The sequence below is a fragment of the Catellatospora bangladeshensis genome, assembly GCF_016862575.1.
Lineage (GTDB): Bacteria > Actinomycetota > Actinomycetes > Mycobacteriales > Micromonosporaceae > Catellatospora > Catellatospora bangladeshensis.
Genome location: NZ_BONF01000002.1, coordinates 106693 through 127519 on the forward strand (window position 1 = coordinate 106693; position 20827 = coordinate 127519).

Here is a 20827-nt window from a genome sequence, read left to right on the forward strand (position 1 = left end):
CATCCATGTCGCTTCGCACCCCCCGCAAGAACGCCCTCATCCGGGCGTTCACCGCCCTGGTGATGGCGGCCATCGGATCGGTGGTCGCCATCCTCGTCGGCGCGTCCCCCGCGCACGCCGACGGGTGCTACACCTGGGGCCGCAACCTGTCCTCCGGCACGTCCGGCGAGGACGTCCGCCAGCTGCAGATCCGCGTCGCCGGCTGGCCGGGCTACAACAACACCATCGTCATCGACGGCGTCTTCGGCGCGGAGACCCGCGACGCGGTCATCCGGTTCCAGCAGGCGTACGGCCTGGGCGCCGACGGCATCGCCGGCCCGCAGACGTACAACAAGATCTACGCCCTGCAGGACGACGACTGCACCCCCATCCACTTCAGCTACGCCGAGCTGAACACCTGCAACAGCACCTGGTCCGGCGGCGCCGTCTCGGCGGCCACGGCCAAGGCCAACGCGCTGCGGGCGATGTGGCGCCTGGAGGCGCTGCGGCATGCCCTCGGTGACCAGGCCATCCGGGTCACCTCCGGCTTCCGCAGTGTGGCCTGCAACAACGCTGTCGGCGGCGCCTCCGACAGCAGGCACCTCTACGGGGACGCGGCCGATCTCGGCTCGGGCCCGCACTCGCTGTGCACGCTGGCCAAGCAGGCCCGCTACCACGGCTTCAACGGGATCCTCGGCCCCGGCTACCCCGGGCACAGCGACCACACGCACACCGACTTCCGCCCGAGCAAGTTCTGGTCGGCGTCGTCCTGCTTCTGATCGGCCGCCCGGCCCGGTGACGGCGTCCTCCCCCCGGCGCCCCCGCCGGTGCCGATACCGGATCGGACGAGCGGAACGCGTGCCGCGCAGCGATAGGCTGCGCGGCACGCACCTCGTTGCGGCCGTTCGTGCCGCGCCCGACCTGGAGGCATCCCGTGACCCGCAACCCCTACGCGGCGCCCACCCCGCCCCCGCGCGACACCCCGGCCGCCGTCACCACGGCCCCGGCCGAGCCCGCCGCGACCGGCGTGGTCGGGCACGGCTCCGGTGCGGCCGCACCGCTCACGGGTGAGCCCAGCGCCACGGTGGGGACCGAGCCCACCGCCACAGCCACGGCCGGTGCCGCCGGGGTGGCGGCGCCGTCGCCGGGGCGCATCGTGGCCGCCCGGCTGGTCTGGCGCGGGGTCGGCATCGCGCTGGCCGGGCACGCGCTGACGATGCTGCTGCCGCTGCTCGCGACGCTGGCCTTCGGCATGCGCTCCGGCAGCGGGCCGTCGGTGAACAGCGACTCGATCTCGTTCTTCGTGCTGGGCGGGGTCGCCGCACAGTTCGTGCTCTTGGTGGCCGTCCTGGTCACCGGCATCCGGCGCATCGTCCGCCGGGACGGCGGCGTCGGCGCGGGCATCATGATCGGCTGGGCCCTGGGCGTGCCCGCCAGCCTGGTCGCCGGCATCGTCATCTGCGTCATGCTGGCCGAGGCGGGCAACTCGTACTGACCGCCGGGCGATCCCGGTGGTGTCGTCTCGCCGGATGGCGACCCAGGTGATGCGAGGGCACCCTGAAGTCGCCATCCGGTGGAAGGTACGGCCCGGCGTCAGCGATCGGTGGCGGGCGCGATGGTGAGGGTGCCCGCGTCGGCGTCGAGCACGGCGTGCGTGCCCAGCGGGACGGCGGTGTGCTGGGTGCCGTGGCCGACGGGCAGTCCGCCGAGCACCGGCAGGCCCAGGTCGAGCAGGCGGTCGGCGAGCACGTCGGCGATGCTCACCGGCCAGGCGTCGGCGCAGTCGGTGAACTGGCCCACGGCGATCCCGGCGACTCCGTCGAGCGCGCCGCTGCGGCGCAGGTGGGTGAGCATCCGGTCGACGCGGTACGGCTGCTCGCCGACGTCCTCGACGAGCAGGATCACGCCGGTCAGGTCGGGCTGGTGCGGGGTGCCCAGGGTGCTCGCGAGCAGGGACAGGTTGCCGCCGAGCAGCACGCCCTCGGCGCGGCCGGTGGTGCGTACCCCATGGGTCTCCTCGGCCGGGTCGGCGGAGACCGTCACCGGCTCGCCGCTCATCAGGGCGTGCCGCGCGCCCAGCGCGGTGGGGGAGTCGGCGCCCTTGTCGAACTGCGCCGCGACCGGGCCGTGCACGGTGGCCAGCCGGGCGCCCTGCCACAGCGCCAGGTGCAGCGCGGTGATGTCGGAGAAGCCCATGACCAGCTTCGGATCGCGGCGCACCGCGTCGAGGTCGATCCGGTCGGTGATGCGCTGCGCGCCGTAGCCGCCGCGGGTGCACAGCACGGCCCGCACCCCGGGGTCGCCGAGCGCTCCGTTGAGGTCGTCGAGGCGCTGCTCGTCGGTGCCGCCGAAGTAGCCGTGCCGGGCCAGCACGTGCGGGTAGACGCGCGGGGCGAGGCCCCAGCCGGTGAGCACGGCGACCGCCGCCTCGACCCGTTCCGGGGGCACCGGGCCGGAGGGGGACACGAGGGCCACGGTGTCGCCGGGCCGGAGTCGCGCGGGGTGCAGGGTCGCGGTCATGGGCGCAGAGCCTAGCCCAGGGCCCGGCACAGAACCTTCACAGGAACCGCACCCCCGCCGGTCGCGCGATGTATAGCATCCGGCGCATGAGACGGTTTCTCGGTCGCACGCTGCCGTGGGTGCTGGCGCTGCCCGCGGCGGTGTGGGCGGTCTTCCGGCTGGCGGGCTGGGACTCCTGGTATCCGGCGGCGCAGCTGATGGCGTTCACGCCGTACGTCGCCGCGGGTTCGCTGCTCCCGCTGGCGATCCTGCTGCTGTGGCGGCGCTGGGCGGCCGCCGCGCTGGCCGGGGTGACCGCGCTGGCGCTGGTCGCGGTGGTGCTGCCGCGCTACTTCGCCGACGGTGACGCCCTGGCCGGGGCGCGTGGGCAGGCGCTGCGGGTGATGAGCGCGAACGTGCTGGTCGGCTCGGCGGGCCCGGCCGACCTGGTGACGCTCGTGCGCACGCACCGGGTCGACGTGCTCGCCCTGCAGGAGGTGTCGCCGGAGTATCTGGCCGCCGCCGACGCCGCGGGCATGCGCGACGAGCTGCCGTACCGGGTGGACTACTCGGTCCCGGGGGTGGAGGGGTCGGCGCTGCTGTCGCGGCTGCCGCTGCGCGAGGGCGGGGTGCGGGTGAACCCGGGCGGGTTCCGCCAGGCGCATGCCGAGGTCGCGGTGCCGGGCGGCGGCACGGTGCTGGTCGAGTCGGCGCACCCGCTGGCCCCGTGGGCGGACTTCGCGACGCCGCTGTGGGCGCGGGGGTACGACGACCAGCCGCGGGCCACCCCGCACGGGCCGGTGCGGGTGCTGCTCGGGGACTTCAACGCCACCCTCGACCACCACCTGCTGCGCGAGCTGATCAGCTCCGGTTACCGGGACGCGGCGGAGGTGCTGGGCCGGGGGCTGCACGGGACGTGGGGGCCGTACGACGGGGACATGATCCCGCCGGTGACGCTGGACCGGGTGCTGGCCGACCGGCGCGTCGGCGTACGCGACTTCCAGGTGCTGGTGCTGCCGGGCAGCGACCACCGGCCGGTGTACGCGGAACTCGTCCTGCCCTGAGCGGTGGAGCGCGCTGTTTGAGCGGACGCTCAATACTTGCTAGGCTCAGTCTTGATCGACCGCTCAAATGTGTGGCGCGGGACGTGTTTCCTGGTGGGACCGTCCTGACCCGACACCGCCGCCGCCTCGGCCTGTTTTGTCAGACCGGTGCGAGACAGTCTGCGCGTCCCGCAGTCGGGGACGCGACAGACATCGGGCGGTGCCGGTCACAAGTAACGGGGGGTGACCGGCACCGCCCGCTTCGCGCGCCATGCCGCGCGCCGGGCCGCGTCTTCGAGGGAGTGCCATGTCCGACACCAAGCAGCGCCTGCTCGACGGTGCCATGGACACCCTGCGCAGGCAGGGCATCGCCGGGGTGTCCGCGCGCAACATCGCGGCCGCCGCCGGGGTCAACCAGGCGCTGATCTTCTATCACTACGGCAGCGTCGACGACCTGCTGGTGAGGGCGTGCATGGCGGCCACCGCGGACCGCGTGGACGCGTACCGGCAGCGCTTCGCCGCGGTGGGTTCGCTGCGCGAGCTGCTCGACGTGGGCCGGGCCCTGCACGAGGAGGAGCGCGAGCTGGGCAACGTCGCGGTGCTCGCGCAGATGCTGGCCGGTGCGCAGCACGACGAGAAGCTGGCCCGGGTCACCGCGGACGCGCTCGCCCAGTGGACCGGCGAGATCGAGACGGTGCTGCGCCGGGTGCTGGCCGGCTCCCCGTTCGCCGAGATGGCCGACGTGCCGGGGCTGGCCCGTGCGGTCTCCGTCTCGTTCGTCGGGCTGGAGCTGTACGAGGGGGTCGACCGCGACGGCGCCCGGCGGGCCATGGACGCGCTGGAGCAGCTCGGCCTGCTGCTGGAGATCGTGGAGGAGCTGGGCCCGGTGGCCCGCCGCGCGCTGCGGAGCAAGATCAACAAGGCGGCCGCGCGCCGCCCCTGAGCCGGGCCGCCTGTGGGACCTGAGCAGGCCCCGGGCTAGTCTCGCAGCGTGGCGACCGCACTGGTGATCGAGAACGACCCGACCGACGACCTGCGCCGGCTCGGCGGCTGGCTGACCGGGGCCGGGCTGGAGCTGGCCGTGCTCCGCCCGCACGCGGGCGACCCGCTGCCCGACGACCTGACCGGGTACGCGGCGTTCGTGGTGCTCGGCGGCGAGCAGGACGCGTTCCCCACCGGTGGCGCGCCCGGCGCGCCCTGGTTCCCGAAGCTGGAGTCGCTGCTGCGCAAGGCGGTGAAGCACCGGGTGCCGACGCTGGGCGTCTGCCTGGGCGGCCAGCTGCTCGCGCAGGCCCACGGCGGCACGGTCGAGCGCTCCACCAGCGGCCCGGAGATCGGCGCCCGCCTGGTCGCCCGGCGGGACGTCGCCGAGTCCGACCCGCTGTGGTGGGCGGTGCCGTTCGCGCCGGACGTGGTGCAGTACCACTTCGACGAGATCACCGAGCTGCCGCTCGGGGCGACCCTGCTGGCCGCCTCGCCGCGCTACCCGCACCAGGCGTTCCGGGTCGGCGACCGGGCCTGGGGCACCCAGTTCCACATCGAGTGCGATCTCGACATGTTCGCGGACTGGGTGGAGGGGAACCGGTCCTGGATGGAGGAGCAGGGCTGGGACGCGGACGGGCTGATCGCCGGGGTCGAGGCCACCCTGGACGACGTCGCCGAGGTCTGGGAGCCGTTCGCCCGCCGCTTCGCCGAGCTGGCCCTGGGCACCCTGCCCGAGGCCGGCCGCCGCGAGCTGCCGCTGCTGAGCTGACCCGGTAACGCGGGCGCAGGCCCCGTCCAGACCGGTTTGCCGGGTGGGGGGGCTTCTTGCTGCCCGGACACAAGCACTTGAGCAATCGCTCAAATCTGCTAGCCTCTGTCTTGAGCGAACGCTCAAAAGGTGGAGGAGGCCGTGGTGGGCCGCTTGCTGTACATCGAGACGACGATCCGCGCCGACCTCGACACGGTGTGGACGGCGTCGCAGGACCCGGCGCGGCACGAGCGCTGGGACGCCCGCTTCAGCGAGATCCGCTACCTGCCGGAGATCCCGGGCACGCCCCGGCGCTTCCGGTACGCCACCCGGGTGCTGCCCGGTCTGGTGATCAGCGGGACCGGCGTGTTCGCGGGGGAGCGCCGCCGCCCCGACGGCACCCGCACCAGCGCGCTGCGCTTCGCCTCCGGCCACCCGCTGACCCTGATCCGAGACGGCGCGGGCTGGTGGCGTTACGTGCCCTCCCCGTCCGGCGTGCGCTTCCTGACCGGATACGACTACACCCCGGGCTGGGGACGGCTCGGCCCGCTCGCCGACCTGGCCTTCCGCCCGCTCTTCGGCTGGCTCACCGCCTGGTCCTTCGACCGGCTGCGGCTCTGGCTGGAGCGCGGCATCACGCCCCGCCGGGCACTGTGGCACGCGCTCGGCGAGACCGCCGCACGAGTGGCCGGGAGCCTGACCGCGGCAGCCGTCGCCGCTGCGATCGGCGCGCCCGCGGGAACCGCGGCGTTCGCGGCGGTGCTCACCGCGTGCCTGCTCGCGCTCGTCCCGCCGCTTCCCGGCACCCCCGCCGCGCGCCGCTGCCTGCGCCGGCCCCCTGACCGTGTGGCCGCCACCGCGCCCGCCACCCTCACCCTCCTGGAGACGCCATGACCTCGATCTTCCAGCAAGCGCTCGGTGCCGAGTTCGACCGGCTGCACCCCGAGCTGCGGCGCCGCTTCGGCTTCGCCAGCGCCGACCGGACCGCCTGCATCGGCACCGGGGTGATGGACGAGATCTGGCGCGGGCGCGCGTTCACGGTGCCGTTCCTGCACCTGGGCGCGACCCGGAACATCCTGTTCCCGGAGCGCGGGCGGGACGTGCCGTTCACCATCGAGAACTACGCCTACCAGGACGGGTACGGCCGGGAGACGGTCACCTTCGTGCGTACGTTCGAGCTGCCCGGGGTGCGCCGCCGCTTCGACGCGACGATGATCTACAGCCCGCTGCGCGGCCGGGTCATCGACTACCTCGGCACCCACCAGCACGTCGCCGTCGACCTGGACCTGAGCGTGGACGGCTCCGGCGGCCTGCACATCCGCACCGGCAGCCAGCGCTTCTACGAGGGGCTGATCGGCGCCCGGCTGCCGCTGGCGCTGTCCGGCACCGCGGACGTGCACGAGTGGTACGACGATCAGGCGCAGTGCTTCCGGATCCAGGTGACCGTGGCCAACGGCCGCTTCGGCCCGCTCTTCGGCTACCGGGGCAGCTTCACGGCCGCGTACCTGACCGCCGAGGAGGCCCAGGCCCCGGCCTCCGTCCGCCCGGTCCGCGAGACGAGCCGCGATTGACCTGCGTGGCGGCCCAGACGTTAAGAAGGGCACCTTCATCTACGGAAAGCGATTAGAAGGTGCCCTTCCTTTCGTCGGGTGGTGCGTGGTGTCTTGGGGGTGGCGCGCCGATAACCTGAGCGGGTGGCGGGAATCGGGCGGCTGGCACGGTACGGCTTCACGTTGTCGTCGACGGGCCCCGACCCGGCGGTGCTGCTGGGCGCGAGCGGGCTGCACCTGTGGGACGCGGTCGCGCAGCGGCCGGTCGACGAGGAGAGCGCGCTCATCCTGGAGCAGCTCGGCCGGGCCGCCGACCCCGACCTCGCGCTGCGCCAGCTGCACCGCATCGCCGAGCGGGAGGCGGGCGGCGGCAAGGGGGTCGTCGAGCGGCTGGGCGCCGACGAGGACCTGCGGATCCGGCTGCTCACGGTGCTCGGCGCCTCGTCGGCGCTGGGCGACCAGCTCGCCGCGCAGGCGGGGCAGTGGCAGGTGCTGACCCGGACCGTGCCGCCGCGCTACGAGGTGCACAGCGGGCTGGCCGACGTGCCGTCGCTGCGGGCCGGCTACCAGCGCGGGCTGCTGCGGATCGCGGCGGCGGACCTGGCCGACGGGGCCGACGTCGAGGCGACGATGGCCGAGGTCACCGCACTCGCCGACGCGACGCTGCGGGCGGCGTACCGGATCGCGCTGGGCCGGGTCGGGCCGGAGCGGCCGAAGCTGGCCGTGATCGCGATGGGCAAGTGCGGCGGGGACGAGCTGAACTACGTGTCCGACGTGGACGTCATCTTCGTCGCTGCCGAGGACGAGGACCTGGCCGCGGGCACCACCGTCGCCGCCGCGCTGATGGAGATCTGCGGGCAGGTGGCCTGGCCGGTGGACGCCGCGCTGCGGCCCGAGGGCGGGCGCGGCCCCCTGGTGCGTACGCTGGCCAGCCACCTCGTCTACTACAAGCGCTGGGCCCGGACCTGGGAGTTCCAGGCGCTGCTCAAGGCGCGGCCGGTGGCCGGGGACGCGAGCCTGGGCAAGGCCTGGCTGGCCGCGTTGCAGCCGCTGATCTGGCACGCCGCCGAGCGGCCGGAGGCGGTCGAGGACGTGCGGGCCATGCGCCGCCGCATCATCGAGCAGGTGCCGCGCGCCGAGCTGGACCGGGAGATCAAGCGCGGTCCGGGCGGCCTGCGCGACATCGAGTTCGCGGTGCAGCTGCTGCAGCTCGTGCACGGCCGCGGCGACGAGACGCTGCGCTCGGGCAACTCGCTCAAGGCGCTGCGCGCGCTGGTCGAGGGCGGCTACGTGGGGCGCGGCGACGGCGAGGCGCTCAGCGCCGCGTACCGCTTCCTGCGCAACGTCGAGCACCGGCTGCAGCTGCAGCGGCTGCGGCGTACCCACACCGTGCCCGCCGACGACGGCGGCGCGGGCACCGCGGCGCTGCGCTGGCTGGCCCGCGCCATGAACTACAAGCGGGAGGAGCCCGCGCTGGGGACGGGCCGCGGCCGGGAGGGCGCGGGGCTGGACCCCATCGCCGCGTTCCGCGCCGACTGGGTCACCCACGCCGCCGAGGTACGCCGCCTGCACGCGAAACTGCTCTACCGCCCCCTGCTGGCGGCCGTGGCGCGGGTGCCGGCCGACGGCCTGTCGCTGCGCCCCGACGCCGCCCGCAAACGCCTGGAGCTGCTCGGTTACGCCGATCCGGCCGGTGCGCTGCGGCACCTGGAGGCGCTCACCACGGGCGTGTCCCGCACCGCGGCGATCCAGCGCACGCTGCTGCCGGTGCTGCTGGCCGAGTTCGCCGACGCGCCCGCCCCGGACGCCGGGCTGCTGGCGTACCGGCAGGTCTCCGACACCCTCGGCAGCACCCCGTGGTACCTGCGGCTGCTGCGCGACGAGGGGCCGGTGGCGCTGCGGCTGGCCCGGGTGCTGGACAGCTCGCGCTACCTCACCGAGCTGCTGACCCGCGACCCGGAGGCGCTGCGGCTGCTGGCCGACGAGGGCGAGCTGAGCCTGCGCACCCGGCAGTCGCTGCTGGACGGCACGGCCGCGGCCGCGGCCCGGCACCCCGACCCGCGGGCCGCCGTGGCGGCGGTGCGCGCGATGCGGCGGCGCGAGCTGTTCCGTATCGGCAGCGCCGACCTGCTCAGCGGCGCGGGCGAGCTGGCCCCGGGCAAGACCGTCGACATCACCGGGGTGGGGCAGGGGCTGGCCGATCTCACCGACGCCACCATCGCGGCCGCGCTGGCGGTGGCCCGGCAGGCCGCGGGCGTGCCGGACGAGCTGCGCTTCGCGGTGATCGGCATGGGCCGCCTCGGCGGGGCGGAGCTGAGCTACCCCAGCGACGCCGACGTGCTGTTCGTCTACCAGCCCGCGCCCGGCATGAAGGACGACGAGGCCAACGGCGCGGCTTTGGCGGTCGCCGAGCAGCTGCGCACCCTGCTGTCCGCTCCGGCGCCCGACCCGCCGCTGGGCATCGACGCCGACCTGCGCCCGGAGGGGCGGCAGGGTCCGCTGGTCCGCAGCCTCGCCGCCTACCAGCGCTACTACGCGAACTGGTCGCAGGTGTGGGAGGCGCAGGCGCTGCTGCGCGCCCGGCCGGTGGCAGGCGACCCGGAGCTGGCCGCCGAGTTCACCGCGCTGATCGACCCGGTGCGCTACCCGCTCGACGGGCTGCGCCGGGAGCAGATCACCGAGATCCGGCGGATCAAGGCACGGGTGGAGAACGAGCGGCTGCCCCGCGGCGCCGACCCGCTCACCCACACCAAGCTCGGCCGGGGCGGCATCGCCGACGTCGAGTGGACGGTCCAGCTGTGGCAGCTGCGGCACGGTCACGAGGTGGCCGGCCTGCGCACGCCGCGTACGCTCGACGCGCTGGCCGCCGCCCACGCGGCGGAACTGGTGTCCGTCGAGGACGCCGAGGTGCTGGCCGCGGCGTGGACGCTGTGCTCGCGGGTGCGCAACGCGCTGACCCTGATCCGCGGCCGGGCCGCCGACCAGCTGCCCCGGCACGGCGTGGACCTGGCCGGGGTGGCCCGCATGCTGACCGGCGGCGACCCGGGGGAGTTCCTGGACGAGTACCTCAAGACCACCCGCCGCGCCCGCGCCGCCGTGGAACGGCTGTTCCTCGCCTAGGGCTCGCGCGCCCGCCGCGCCTGAACGCTCGTTGAACCGGTACGCGGCCTGCGAGCGACTTCCGGCAAACGTGCTCTAGGGTGATCGCGTGACGCTGTACGTGGTCGGTGACGTGCACGGGCACCTCGCGCCGCTGACCGGAGCGCTGCGTGAGGCGGGCCTGCTCGACGAGGCAGGCGCCTGGTGCGGCGGTGCCGCGCGCCTGTGGTTCCTGGGTGACCTGACCGATCGCGGTCCGGACGGGATCGGCGTGATCGATCTGATCCGGCGCCTGCAGGCCGAGGCGGCCGCGGCGGGCGGCGAGGTCGGCTGCGTGATCGGCAACCACGACATGCTGCTGTACGGCAGCCGCTTCATCCCGGAGTCGCCGGTCACCGAGGTGCGCACGATCATCCAGGTGTGGGCGCTGAACGGCGGCCAGGAGCACGACCTGGACCGGCTCGACGAGGAGCGGGCCGGCTGGCTGGCCGGGCTGCCCGCGATCGCGCTGGTCGACGAGCACCTGCTGCTGCACGCCGACACCATGGCCTATCTGGAGTTCGGCGGCGACCTCACCGAGATCAACTTGACGCTGCGCCGGATCATGCGGGAGCGCGACGCGGCCACGTTCGGCCGCAACACCCGGCTGCTGTTCCGCCGCTTCGAGTTCCTGGAGCACAACGACGGCGTGGCGAATGCCCGTACGCTGCTGGAACGGCTCGGTGGGCGGCGGATCGTGCACGGCCACTCCACCATCCCGGAGACCTTCGGCGTGCCCCCGGCAGCGGTCCAGGGCCCCATCACCTACGCCGACGGCCTGGTCATGGCCGTGGACACCGGGATCTCGCTGGGCGCGCCGTGCCTCGTCATCCCGCTCGCCGCGCCGCAACCCGCCTAAGACAGAAGGAAGGGCACCTTCTTATCGCTTTGCGATGTAGAAGGTGCCCTTCCTAACCAGGCCCTGGTCAGGGCTTGAGGGTCAGCGTCGCCTTCGCCTCGGCCTCGATGGCGGCCTTGTCGAAGCGGAACGGCAGCGTACGGCCCGTCCGCCACAGCTCGAACTGGTCGGCGTAGTTCTCGTGGAACGCGTGGCCGGAGTTGCCGGTCAGCTGTACCCAGCGGGACTCGTTCAGGTCCGCCAGGTTCACGATCATGCGCATGGACGGCACCGCGTCGACCTCGTAGCCCTCGCCCGCGCTCCAGCCGGTGGCGTTGACGATCGCATCGCCGCCCGAGACGCCGACGGTGTCCCGGTTGAACAGCCACTCGATCGGGCCGATGCCGGACTCGCCGAACGTGGCGTGGGTCGGGGTCAGCGTGTGCATCGCGCCCCAGCGCCACTGCTTCGGGTCCTCGCCCTGCGCCTCGGCCAGCTCCTTCACCGCCGCCGACATGGCCTGCGCGAGCATGTCGTCGCGCTGCTCCACGGCGGGCGTGCCCTTGGCGTCCCACCACTTGTCGTCCGGCTTGTTCAGCAGGCCGCGCACCACCTCGAACCAGCGGTCCCCGCCGTCGGCGGCGTAGTCCGCGCCCAGCTCGTCGAAGGTCAGGCCGAGCAGGTTCTTCCAGATCGCGTTGTAGTACGCGGCCGCGGCCGAGTCCTCACCCTGCTGGTAGTCCCAGTCGACCAGCAGCGCGTCCGCGTTCTTCTCGACCTGCGACAGGGCCGGGCGCGGCGCCTTCTGCAGGGCCGGGATCAGCGTCGGGGCGAACCCGTTGCGGTTGTCGAACTGCTGCTTCTGCACGTCCTCGACGGTGATCTTCCCGCCCGCGGTGCCGATCATGTCGTAGATGCGCTGGCTGCGGTACCCGTAGCTCCAGTCGTCGGTCAGGTGCCGCTGGTACTGGTCGCCGATCACGGCCTGGTTGGCGGTCACCACGTAGCCGCGGTCCGGGTTCAAAACGCTGGGCAGCTCGTCGAACGGGATGAAGCCCGTCCAGTCGTACGCCTTGTCCCAGCCCGGCGCGAACCGCTTGCCGTCACCCGCGCCGCGGACCGGGATGCGGCCCGGCGACTGGTAACCGATGTTGCCCTCGACGTCGGCGTAGACGATGTTCTGCGCGGGCACCTCGAACTGCGCCGCGGCGGCCCGGAACTCGGTCCAGTTGCCCGCCTTGTTCAGCGCGAACAGCGCGTCGGCGGTGCGGCCGGGGTCGAGCGCGGTCCAGCGCATCGCGATGGCGTACCTGCCGCCGAGCTTGGCCAGGCTCTCGCTGGCGTCCGACAGCAGCGGGCCGTGGCGGCCGGTGCGCACCGTGATGGTGACGTCGGAGCCGCCGGCGACCTTGATGACCTCCTGGCGGCTGGTCAGCTGCTCCCAGCCGTCGCCCGCCTTGACCTTGTCGCCGTCGACCTCCTCCAGGTACATGTCGATGACGTCGGGGTCCAGATTGGTGAAGCCCCAGGCGATCTTCGCGTTGTGGCCGATGACGACGCCGGGAACGCCGGAGAAGCTGAAGCCCGCGACCTCGACGCCGCACTCGCAGTGCAGGCCGATCTGGTACCAGATGCCCGGCTGGCTGGGGCTCAGGTGCGGGTCGTTGGCCAGGATCGGCTTGCCGGTGGCGGTCAGCTTGCCGCTGATCACCCACGAGTTCGAGCCGATGCCGTCGCCGTCGGCGTTGCCCATCAGGCCGGGCAGCTCGGCCAGGCCGTCGGCCAGGTCGCGCAGGCCGGTCGCGGACAGCGGCGCGGGGGCGGGCGGGGTCACGGCCGGGGCGGGCGCGGGAGCGGTCGCCTTCGCGTCGAAGGCGCCGTTCACGATCACGCCGCCGTTCACGATGGGCAGGTTGCGGTCCAGCGGGTACGCCGGGTAGAGCTGGTCCACCTGCTCCTTGCTCAGGCCCTCGGCCTGCAGCGCGGCGCGGCGGATCTCCGCCTCCATGTTGCCGCGCAGGTCCCAGGCCATCGCCTTGAGCCAGGCCAGGCTGTCCACGGGCGTCCAGCGCTCGATCACGTAGCCCGAGTTCTGCAGGCCGAGCAGGGAGTACTCCAGGCTCAGCGCGCCGGAGGAGGCGAAGCCGTCCCCCTGACCCGATGGGAGGGACGCCGTGTCAGTGTTGGCGGCCAGCCAGGCGTTCACGCCGTCGGCGTACGCGCGCAGCGCCTGCTGCGACTCCGGCTTCAGCAGCGCCAGCTCCTGCTCGGCGACCCGGCGCCAGCCCATGGTGCGCAGGTACTTGTCCGTCTCGACCTGGGACTGCCCGAACAGCTCGGACACCCGGCCGGCGGTCACGTGGCGGCGGAAGTCCATCTCCCAGAACCGGTCCTGGGCGTGCACGTAACCCTGGGCGCGGTACAGGTCGTCGCTGGTCCTGGCGTAGAGCTGGGGGATGCCGTACACGTCGCGGCGGACCGTGACCGGGGCGGACAGCCCGGCGAGGGTCAGCTCACCGTCGACGGTCGCGAACGCGCGGCGCACCGACCAGACACCCAGGCCGGCGACGACGACGGCGAGCACCGTCACGACGCCGAGCAGCCAGAGCGCGGTGGTACGCAGGCGGCGGAGCAGAAGGCGTGGGGGTTTCACATTCGCGGAGTCTACGCATGCTCTGTGATTCGCGTTACCACCAGGTAACACAGATTTTGGCTGGTCGTTCGGTCGGTCGGCATGCGGACAGGCCGGGAGAGCGACGGGCATCTAAGCTCAAGGCTCGCTTCCCGGGTGTCCCCCTCATCTCCAGGAGAGCTCCGATGTACCTGCTGAACAAGCAGTTCTGGATCGCCACCGCCGAGCGTGCCATCAAGACCTTCGTCCAGGCGCTGATCGCCGCGTTCGGCGTGGGCCAGGTCAGCGGTGCCGTCGGCGTCGACGTCGCCGCGATCGACTGGCGCGGCGCGCTGTCGCTGGCGTTCAGCGCTGCCCTGCTGTCCGTGCTGATGTCGGTCGGGTCCGGCCCGATCGGCGCGTCCAACAGCCCGAGCCTGGTCAGCGTCGCCGCTGCCGGGCCGGTCACGGCCGCCAACGCGGTGGTCGCCGCCGCGGCCGCGAGCCCCGCGCTCGCCCCGGCGGTCGCGGCCGCCGTCGCGGTCGACCCGACCGGCGCCCCGGCCGCGCCCGCTCCGGCTGCTGCCGCCCCCGCCGCGGCTGCTCCGGTTGCTGCCGCTGCTCCGGCCGCGGCCGCTCCGGCTGCCGAGGCGGCGCCCGCTGCGGCTCCGGCTGCCTGACCTGCGCCGACGCCACTGGGCTGCCGCTCCGGTGGCTGGTGGCGAGCGCAGACAGAAGAAGGCCCCGCCGGTTGGCGGGGCCTTCTTCACTGCCGGGCGATGCTCAGCAGTCGAAGTACATCTGGAACTCGTGCGGGGTCGGGCGCAGGCGGACCGGGTCGATCTCGTTGGACCGCTTGTAGTCGATCCAGGTCTCGATCAGGTCGCTGGTGAACACGCCACCGGCCTGCAGGTACTCGTTGTCCTTCTCGAGCGACGTGAGCACGTCGGACAGCGAGCCCGGCACCTGGGTCACGTTCGCGACCTCCTCCGGCGGCAGGTCGTAGAGGTCCTTGTCGATCGGGGCCGGCGGCTCGATCTTGTTGCGGATACCGTCCAGGCCGGCCATCAGCATCGCCGAGAACGCCAGGTACGGGTTCGACGACGGGTCGGGGCAGCGGAACTCGATGCGCTTGGCCTTCGCGTTCGTGCCGGTGACCGGGATACGGGTGCAGGCGGAGCGGTTGCGCTGCGAGTACACCAGGTTGACCGGCGCCTCGAAGCCCGGCACCAGGCGGCGGTACGAGTTGACCGACGGGTTGGTGAAGGCCAGCAGCGACGGCGCGTGGTGCAGCAGACCGCCGATGTACCAGCGGGCCGTGTCGGACAGGCCGGCGTAGCCGGTCTCGTCGTAGAACAGCGGCTCGCCGCCCAGCCAGAGGCTCTGGTGGGTGTGCATGCCCGAGCCGTTGTCACCGAACAGCGGCTTCGGCATGAAGGTCGCGGTCTTGCCGGCCTGCCACGCGGTGTTCTTGATGACGTACTTGAACAGCTGCATCTGGTCGCCCGCGGCCAGCAGGGTCGAGAACTTGTAGTTGATCTCGGCCTGGCCGGCGGTGCCGACCTCGTGGTGACCGCGCTCGACGGTGTAGCCGAGGTCCACCAGGTTCGTCACCATGGTGTCGCGCAGGTCGGCGTAGTGGTCGGTCGGCGCCACCGGGAAGTAGCCGCCCTTGTAGCCCGGCTTGTAACCGCGGTTGGCGCTGCCGTCGGCGTTGAACTCCGAGCCGGTGTTCCACGCGCCCTCGACCGAGTCGATGTGGTAGAACGCCTGGTTGGCCTGGGTCGAGTAGCGGATCGAGTCGAAGATGTAGAACTCCGCCTCGGCGCCGAAGTACGCGGTGTCGGCGATCCCGCTGGCGGCCAGGTACGCCTCGGCCTTCTTCGCCACGTTCCGCGGGTCACGCGAGTAGGCCTCGCGGGTGAACGGGTCGTGGATGAAGAAGTTCAGCGCCAGGGTCTTCTGCACGCGGAACGGGTCGATGAACGCCGTGGTGACGTCCGGCAGCAGCAGCATGTCCGACTCGTGGATCTGCTGGAAACCGCGGATGGACGAGCCGTCGAACGCGAGGCCGTCACGGAAGACGCTCGCGTCGAACGACTGCACCGGCACGGTGAAGAACTGCATCACGCCGGGCAGGTCACAGAAGCGGACGTCGACGAACTTGACGTCTTCGTCCTTGAGGTACCGAAGCAGTTCCTCGGAATTGGCGAACAACACGTCCTCCTGGCACATGGTCTGCGGGAGCTCCCGGCCCCCACTTCAGCACATCTCCGGGGCTGACCTCGGGAGACGCGGCCGACGGCGCTGCACTGCGTCGGGTGGCCATTGGCTGGTCGCGACGCTAGAACCGTGGCATTGCCCGGCCATGTCGGTTTTGTTTCGGCCGTGTTACGTCACCCGTAACCTGGCGCTTGGGGCTGGGTGGCCAGCTCAGCGGGCCGGTCCGGCGGCGCGGACGGTACGCTCGGCGGGTGACTGACGCCTCCCTGCCTGCCGTACCCTCCCTGGCCCGCCGGTTCGGGGCGCTGCTGCTCGACTGGATGCTCTGCGTCCTGGCGGCCGGCCTGTTCGCGGACCCGATGCGGGACGGCTGGGCCGCGCCGGTGGTGCTGGTCGCCGTCTACACGTTCTTCGTCGGGCTGTTCGGGCAGACGCCGGGCATGCGCCTGGCGAAGATTACCTGCCTCGGGGTCGATACGGGTCAGCCGGTCGGCCTGTTCCGGGGCGCCCTGCGCGGGGTGCTGCTCGCCCTGGTCGTGCCCGCTCTGATCATGGACGGCGAGCGCCGCGGCCTGCACGACCGCGCCGCCGGCACCCTGATCCGCCCGGCCTCCTGACCTCGCGCCGCTCAGGAGGGTGTGAGCGTGGCGTGGCGCAGGGCGGGGACGGTGACGCAGGCGGCTGCCGCGAGCACGTCCAGCGCCGTGCAGGCCGCGAACGACGGCACGGTGCCCACCTGGGCCGCCGCGAACCCCATCACCGCGATGGCCATCGGCGTGATGCCGAGGCTGACCAGGGTGTTGATGGACGTGACCCGGCCCCGGTGGGTGTCGGCGGTGTGCGTGTGCGTGAGCCCGTTCAGCGTCACCGCGAGCGGCCCGCTGGCCAGCCCGCCGAGCGCGGTCGCGGCAGCGGCCCAGCCGAGCGCGGGGGCCGCCGCGATGGCGTAGATCGCGCCGCCCTGGAGCACGATGCAGGCGGCGGCGAGCACCCCGACCCGGCCCGCCGGGCGCCGGCGCACCATCAGCAGGCTGCCGGCGGCTGCCCCGGCGCCGAACCCGGCCAGCAGGTACCCGATGCCGGCCGCGCCCCAGCCGCGCTGGTCGGCGACGAGCGCCAGGCCCACGTTCAGCGGTCCGGCGGCGGCGATGTTCACCAGCAGCGACACCAGCGTGGTGGCGCGCAGCACGGGGTGGCGGAGTAGGTAGCGCAGCCCTTCGCGTACCGCGGCCAGGACGGGCGCCCGCGGGTCCGCTGCCGCCGGCGTGACCTGCCCGGACGGCGCGCCCGCGCCGGGGTCCGCGGCGGGCCTGGGGTGCACGGACCACAGGGCGAGCACCGACATCCCGAAGGTGATCGCGTTGACGAGGCAGGCCAGCGGCAGCCCGCCCAGGGGCAGCAGCAGGCCGCCCAGCGGCGCGCCCAGCATCAGGGCGAGCCGCTGGGTGAGGCCGGACAGCGCCAGGCCGCCGGTGAGCTGCGCGGGGGTGAGCAGGCGCGGCAGCGTCGCGCCGGCCGCGGGCAGGAACAGCGCGTCGGCGAGCCCGAACGTGAGCGCCACCGCGACGAGCAGCGCCACGCTGGGTTGCGCCAGCGCCACCGCGGCGGTGATCAGGCAGACCACACCCCGGGCCAGATCGCTGCCGATCATGAGGCGGCGCGGGCCGTACCGGTCGACGAACGCGCCGCCGAACAGCAGCAGCGCGAGCCGGGGCAGCGCGGAGACGGCCAGGATCGCGCCCGCCGCGCCGGGCGAGGCCAGCTGCACCGCGCTGAACGACAGCGCTACGTACCAGACCTGGTCGCCGAGGATGGAGACCGCCTGCCCGCCCAGGTAGCGCAGGTAGACGGGTTCGCGGTGGGCGGGCCTGCCGGGGGCGGCGGGGACCGCGGCGGCGGTGGGGGTACGCAGAACAGTGGTGCTCATCAGGGGCGCTCCGGGAAGGCGTGGAAGAACAGGAACACGTGTTCGCGGTCGGTGTCGTCGGCGGCGGCGCGGCCGCGGTCCTTCCAGCGCACGACCAGCTCGTGCAGCTCGGCGGTCAGCTCGCTCAGCTCGGCCGGGGTGAGCCGGAGGAACGAGTCGCTGCTCATCGCGGCGGCCTGCCACGGCTCGCTCCAGGTGTCGCGGGACTGCTCGTAGCGGCGTACCCGCTCGAACTCGTCGATGACGAGCTGCGCCTTGGCCGCGGCGGAGATCGCCTGGCCCTCGGGGGTGGTGAAGTCGGCCGAGGACCAGCCGGTGGGGCCGGGCACGGCGCGCCACCAGCGCTCGCGGCGGTCGCGGGCCAGCTCGGGCACGTCCTCGACGAAGCCGGCCTTGGCCAGCTCGCGCAGGTGGTAGCTGGTCTGGCCGGGGTCGGTGCCGAGGCTGCGGGAGAGGGTGGCGCCGGTGGCCGGGCCGATCTGCGCCAGCAGCCGGTAAAGCTTCTGCCGGATCGGCTGGGCGAGTCCCTTGAGCACCTCAGGATCGGTGATGCGCCGCATGTCGCTCATGCAGTCAACCTAGATCCAGTAGAAATATTCAGCAATACTTCTACTGGATCTTATAAGCTTCGATAATTGTGGCCGTTAAAAAGGGCACCTTCCTCTACGCATAGCGTTAAGAAGGTGCCCTTCCTTGCTGGTCAGCGCATGCGGCCGCCGCCGCGGGGCATCCGCGGCGGGCGGAACTCCTTCGGGAGCTGGCCCTTGGGCATCTGCGGGCGGGCGGTGAGGGCGGTCAGCGCCCGGTCGAGGTTGTTGACCTCCTTGCCCGACAGGTTGCGGGGCAGGCGCATCAGGGTCATCCGCAGCTTGCGGATGGGGACCTGGTTCTCCTCGTTGCCGATGATGTAGTCGTACAGCGGGGCGTCGCCGATAACCTTCGACAGGCGGCGCTTCTGCTCGCCGAGCAGCGGCTTCACCCGCGCCGGGCTGCCCTCGGCGATCAGGATGACGCCCGGCCGGCCGATGACCATGTGCACCACGTCGAACTGGGTGGTCGCCGAGACGGCCTGCTTGACCCGCCAGTCGCCGCGCATCTGCTCGACGAGCTGCCCGGCCGCGCCGGGCTGGCCCTCCATCATGTTCATCATCGCGGCGTTGGACCGCAGGTTGAGCACGATGAGCACGGCCAGCAGCGCGGTGAGGATGCCCAGCGGGATCCAGATCCAGCCCCAGCCCAGCAGCACCGCGACCACGGTGAACGCGAGCGGCAGCAGGATCGCGGCCGCCACCAGGGGCGTGAACCACTTGTCCTGCTTGGCGGTGAACTTGAACACCATGCCGATCTGCTTCAACCGCTGGGTGAAGGAGACCTTCTCTTCGGCCTTTGCCATAGACGGATCCTAGGGTGGGTCGGTGGTGAGGTGACGATCAGGCGGTGGTACGCGCGTCGAGTGCCTGACGATACAAGCGTCCCGCCCGGTACGACGAACGCACCAGCGGACCGCTCATCACGCCCGCGAAGCCGATCTCCTCGGCCTCCTCGCGCAGCTCGACGAACTCCTCCGGCTTCACCCAGCGCTCCACGGGGTGGTGGCGCGGGGTCGGGCGCAGGTACTGCGTGATGGTGATCAGCTCGCAGCCGGCCGCGTGCAGGTCGCGCAGCGCCTGCGAGATCTCCGCGCGCTCCTCGCCCATGCCCAGGATGAGGTTCGACTTGGTGACCAGCCCGGCCTTGCGGGCCTGGGTGATCACATCGAGGGAGCGCTCGTAGCGGAACGCGGGGCGGATCCGCTTGAAGATGCGCGGCACGGTCTCCACGTTGTGCGCGAGCACCTCGGGCGCGGCCGAGAACACCTCGGCCAGCTGCTCCGGGTTGCCGTTGAAGTCGGGGATCAGCAGCTCGACGCCGCAGCCGGGGACCAGGGCGTGAATCTGGCGCACGGTCTCGGCGTACAGCCACGCGCCGCCGTCGGGCAGGTCGTCGCGGGCCACCCCGGTCACGGTGGCGTACTTCAGCTCCATGGTGGCGACGGACTCGCCGACCCGGCGGGGCTCGTCGGCGTCGAACTCGGCCGGCCGGCCGGTGTCGATCTGGCAGAAGTCGCAGCGCCGGGTGCACACCTCGCCGCCGATGAGGAACGTCGCCTCCCGGTCCTCCCAGCACTCGTAGATGTTGGGGCAGCCGGCCTCCTGGCAGACGGTGTGCAGGCCCTCCCGCTTGACCAGCGAGGTCAGCGCGGTGAACTCCGGGCCCATCTTCGCCTTGACCTTGATCCACTCCGGCTTACGCTCGATGGGGGTCTCGGCGTTGCGGGCCTCGACGCGCAGCAGGCGCCGGCCCTCGGGAGCCACGATGGTCATGCAGCCAGCGTACGCGGCGAAACAGCCTTGATCTTCCAGTGGGTAACGGACGTCTCAGTGCCCCGTGCCCGCCGGGATGATCCACTCGTGGGCGCCACCGCTCACCGCGGTAAGCCGCTCGAAGTCCCGGTCGTAGTGCAGCACGGTGAGCCCGTGCTCGGCGGCCGTGGCGGCGACGATCACGTCCACCGGTGGGGTCCGGTGCCGGCCGCGCTGCGCGAGCGCGCCGTGCAGGTCGACGGCGGCCAGCGGATCGCTCAGCTCCACCCGGGGGAGCAGGGCCAGCGCGTTTCGGGTCTGCAGCCAGTCGCGGCTGTTACGGGCGGCCACCAGCATCTCCAGCATCGCCGGCATGCAGATCGTGAGCCGCTCGTCCGCGGACAGCTCCTTGAGCCGCAGCATGGCCTCGGCGTTCAGCCGGCCCTGGAAGTAGGCGCTGGTGTCGAGCAGGTAGCGCACGTCAGGCGGCCCACTCGCGGCGGCGGCGCTCCCAGGCGACGTCGAGCCGCGGCGTCTCCTCCAGCAGCTCCTGCGTCGTCTCCAGGTGCGCGGCGTATTCCTGCTGCTCAGCGGGGGACATCGCGGTGTAGTCGGCGAACGCCTGCTCCAGATGGTCGCCGAAGGCGTTGCGCCGCTCCCGCAGCCGCGCGGCGGCGTCCTGGAGCGCCCGGTTCACGGTGTCCTTCTTCGTGGTGGTGCCGTAGTAGCGGCGCGCCTGCTCCAGCGCCTCGTCGTCGAGATCGATGAGTGTGTTGGCCATCGCGTGCCTCCGTATATGTGTTTCAGTCCGAGCATATGACGTCGCTTCCGCGCATACAACTAATCGTCTTGCGGACGTCGCGACCGGCTCGGTAGGTTCCGCTCAACAGCAGTGACGGGGCGAATCACCGGAGTGACGCCCGGGTCGGGCCGGCTCAGCCGCCC

Annotated in this window: 20 protein-coding genes; 11 read left to right on the plus strand and 9 right to left on the minus strand. The window is 72.7% G+C overall.

What is annotated here, in order from left to right; genetic code table 11:
* The first annotated feature begins 5 nt into the window (after positions 1-5).
* Positions 6-758, plus strand: coding sequence for a D-Ala-D-Ala carboxypeptidase family metallohydrolase (locus Cba03nite_RS01135; RefSeq protein ID WP_203740630.1), 753 nt, complete (start codon positions 6-8; stop codon positions 756-758).
* Between the two features lie 155 nt (positions 759-913).
* Positions 914-1474 (plus strand): hypothetical protein, encoded by a 561-nt coding sequence (locus tag Cba03nite_RS01140; RefSeq protein WP_203740632.1) that lies wholly within the window; start codon positions 914-916, stop codon positions 1472-1474.
* A gap of 98 nt (positions 1475-1572) precedes the next feature.
* On the opposite strand, the gene Cba03nite_RS01145 is transcribed toward Cba03nite_RS01140, so the two are convergent.
* Positions 1573-2499: a S66 peptidase family protein gene (locus tag Cba03nite_RS01145; protein WP_203740634.1), complete on the minus strand. Its 927-nt coding sequence runs from the start codon at positions 2497-2499 to the stop codon at positions 1573-1575.
* A gap of 86 nt (positions 2500-2585) precedes the next feature.
* On the opposite strand from Cba03nite_RS01145, the gene Cba03nite_RS01150 reads away from it, so the two are divergent.
* From Cba03nite_RS01150 to Cba03nite_RS01180, 7 genes are all read left to right on the plus strand, one after another.
* Complete coding sequence (locus tag Cba03nite_RS01150) at positions 2586-3542, plus strand: endonuclease/exonuclease/phosphatase family protein (protein ID WP_203740636.1); 957 nt, start codon at positions 2586-2588, stop codon at positions 3540-3542.
* A 286-nt stretch (positions 3543-3828) separates the two neighbouring features.
* Entirely contained in the window at positions 3829-4464 is a 636-nt protein-coding gene (locus Cba03nite_RS01155) for a TetR/AcrR family transcriptional regulator (protein ID WP_203740638.1), read from the plus strand.
* Between the two features lie 48 nt (positions 4465-4512).
* The gene (locus Cba03nite_RS01160; RefSeq protein WP_203740640.1) at positions 4513-5274 is read left to right on the plus strand and encodes a type 1 glutamine amidotransferase; all 762 of its coding nucleotides are present in this window, start codon (positions 4513-4515) and stop codon (positions 5272-5274) included.
* 144 nt (positions 5275-5418) lie between these two features.
* Positions 5419-6147, plus strand: a complete 729-nt coding sequence (locus Cba03nite_RS01165) for a hypothetical protein (protein WP_203740642.1) — start codon at positions 5419-5421, stop codon at positions 6145-6147.
* The gene (locus Cba03nite_RS01170) at positions 6144-6824 is read left to right on the plus strand and encodes a DUF4166 domain-containing protein (protein WP_203740644.1); all 681 of its coding nucleotides are present in this window, start codon (positions 6144-6146) and stop codon (positions 6822-6824) included. The genes Cba03nite_RS01165 and Cba03nite_RS01170 overlap by 4 nt, the downstream gene beginning before the upstream one ends.
* A 123-nt stretch (positions 6825-6947) precedes the next feature.
* Positions 6948-9923 carry a bifunctional [glutamine synthetase] adenylyltransferase/[glutamine synthetase]-adenylyl-L-tyrosine phosphorylase gene (locus Cba03nite_RS01175; RefSeq protein WP_203740646.1) on the plus strand — a complete coding sequence of 992 codons (2976 nt, stop codon included), beginning with the start codon at positions 6948-6950 and terminating at the stop codon, positions 9921-9923.
* Between the two features lie 88 nt (positions 9924-10011).
* Complete coding sequence (locus Cba03nite_RS01180; protein WP_203740648.1) at positions 10012-10800, plus strand: metallophosphoesterase; 789 nt, start codon at positions 10012-10014, stop codon at positions 10798-10800.
* 67 nt (positions 10801-10867) lie between these two features.
* Here the strand turns inward: Cba03nite_RS01180 and Cba03nite_RS01185 are convergent, their stop codons facing one another.
* Positions 10868-13432: a penicillin acylase family protein gene (locus Cba03nite_RS01185; RefSeq protein ID WP_239125368.1), complete on the minus strand. Its 2565-nt coding sequence runs from the start codon at positions 13430-13432 to the stop codon at positions 10868-10870.
* 164 nt (positions 13433-13596) lie between these two features.
* Between Cba03nite_RS01185 and Cba03nite_RS01190 the strand changes: the two genes are divergently transcribed.
* On the plus strand, positions 13597-14070 hold the full coding sequence (locus tag Cba03nite_RS01190) for a holin (RefSeq protein WP_203740657.1): 474 nt from the start codon (positions 13597-13599) through the stop codon (positions 14068-14070).
* A 103-nt stretch (positions 14071-14173) separates the two neighbouring features.
* Here the strand turns inward: Cba03nite_RS01190 and glnA are convergent, their stop codons facing one another.
* Positions 14174-15607: a type I glutamate--ammonia ligase gene (gene glnA, locus Cba03nite_RS01195; protein WP_203740659.1), complete on the minus strand. Its 1434-nt coding sequence runs from the start codon at positions 15605-15607 to the stop codon at positions 14174-14176.
* A gap of 257 nt (positions 15608-15864) precedes the next feature.
* On the opposite strand from glnA, the gene Cba03nite_RS01200 reads away from it, so the two are divergent.
* A complete protein-coding gene (locus tag Cba03nite_RS01200) occupies positions 15865-16230 on the plus strand; it encodes an RDD family protein (RefSeq protein ID WP_239125369.1) in 366 nt (121 codons plus the stop codon).
* Positions 16231-16241: 11 nt separating this feature from the next.
* Here Cba03nite_RS01200 and Cba03nite_RS01205 read toward each other — a convergent pair whose 3' ends face one another.
* From Cba03nite_RS01205 to Cba03nite_RS01230, 6 genes are all read right to left on the minus strand, one after another.
* On the minus strand, positions 16242-17540 hold the full coding sequence (locus Cba03nite_RS01205) for an MFS transporter (protein ID WP_203740661.1): 1299 nt from the start codon (positions 17538-17540) through the stop codon (positions 16242-16244).
* The gene (locus Cba03nite_RS01210; RefSeq protein WP_203740663.1) at positions 17540-18109 is read right to left on the minus strand and encodes a winged helix-turn-helix domain-containing protein; all 570 of its coding nucleotides are present in this window, start codon (positions 18107-18109) and stop codon (positions 17540-17542) included. Before Cba03nite_RS01210 ends, Cba03nite_RS01205 begins: the two co-directional genes overlap by 1 nt.
* Before the next feature lie 131 nt (positions 18110-18240).
* Positions 18241-18933 (minus strand): DUF4191 domain-containing protein, encoded by a 693-nt coding sequence (locus tag Cba03nite_RS01215; RefSeq protein ID WP_203740665.1) that lies wholly within the window; start codon positions 18931-18933, stop codon positions 18241-18243.
* 37 nt (positions 18934-18970) lie between these two features.
* Positions 18971-19903, minus strand: a complete 933-nt coding sequence (gene lipA, locus Cba03nite_RS01220; RefSeq protein ID WP_203740667.1) for a lipoyl synthase — start codon at positions 19901-19903, stop codon at positions 18971-18973.
* Between the two features lie 54 nt (positions 19904-19957).
* Entirely contained in the window at positions 19958-20362 is a 405-nt protein-coding gene (locus Cba03nite_RS01225) for a PIN domain-containing protein (protein WP_203740669.1), read from the minus strand.
* 1 nt (position 20363) lies between these two features.
* Positions 20364-20663, minus strand: coding sequence for a type II toxin-antitoxin system VapB family antitoxin (locus Cba03nite_RS01230; protein ID WP_203740671.1), 300 nt, complete (start codon positions 20661-20663; stop codon positions 20364-20366).
* Positions 20664-20827: the final 164 nt, after the last annotated feature.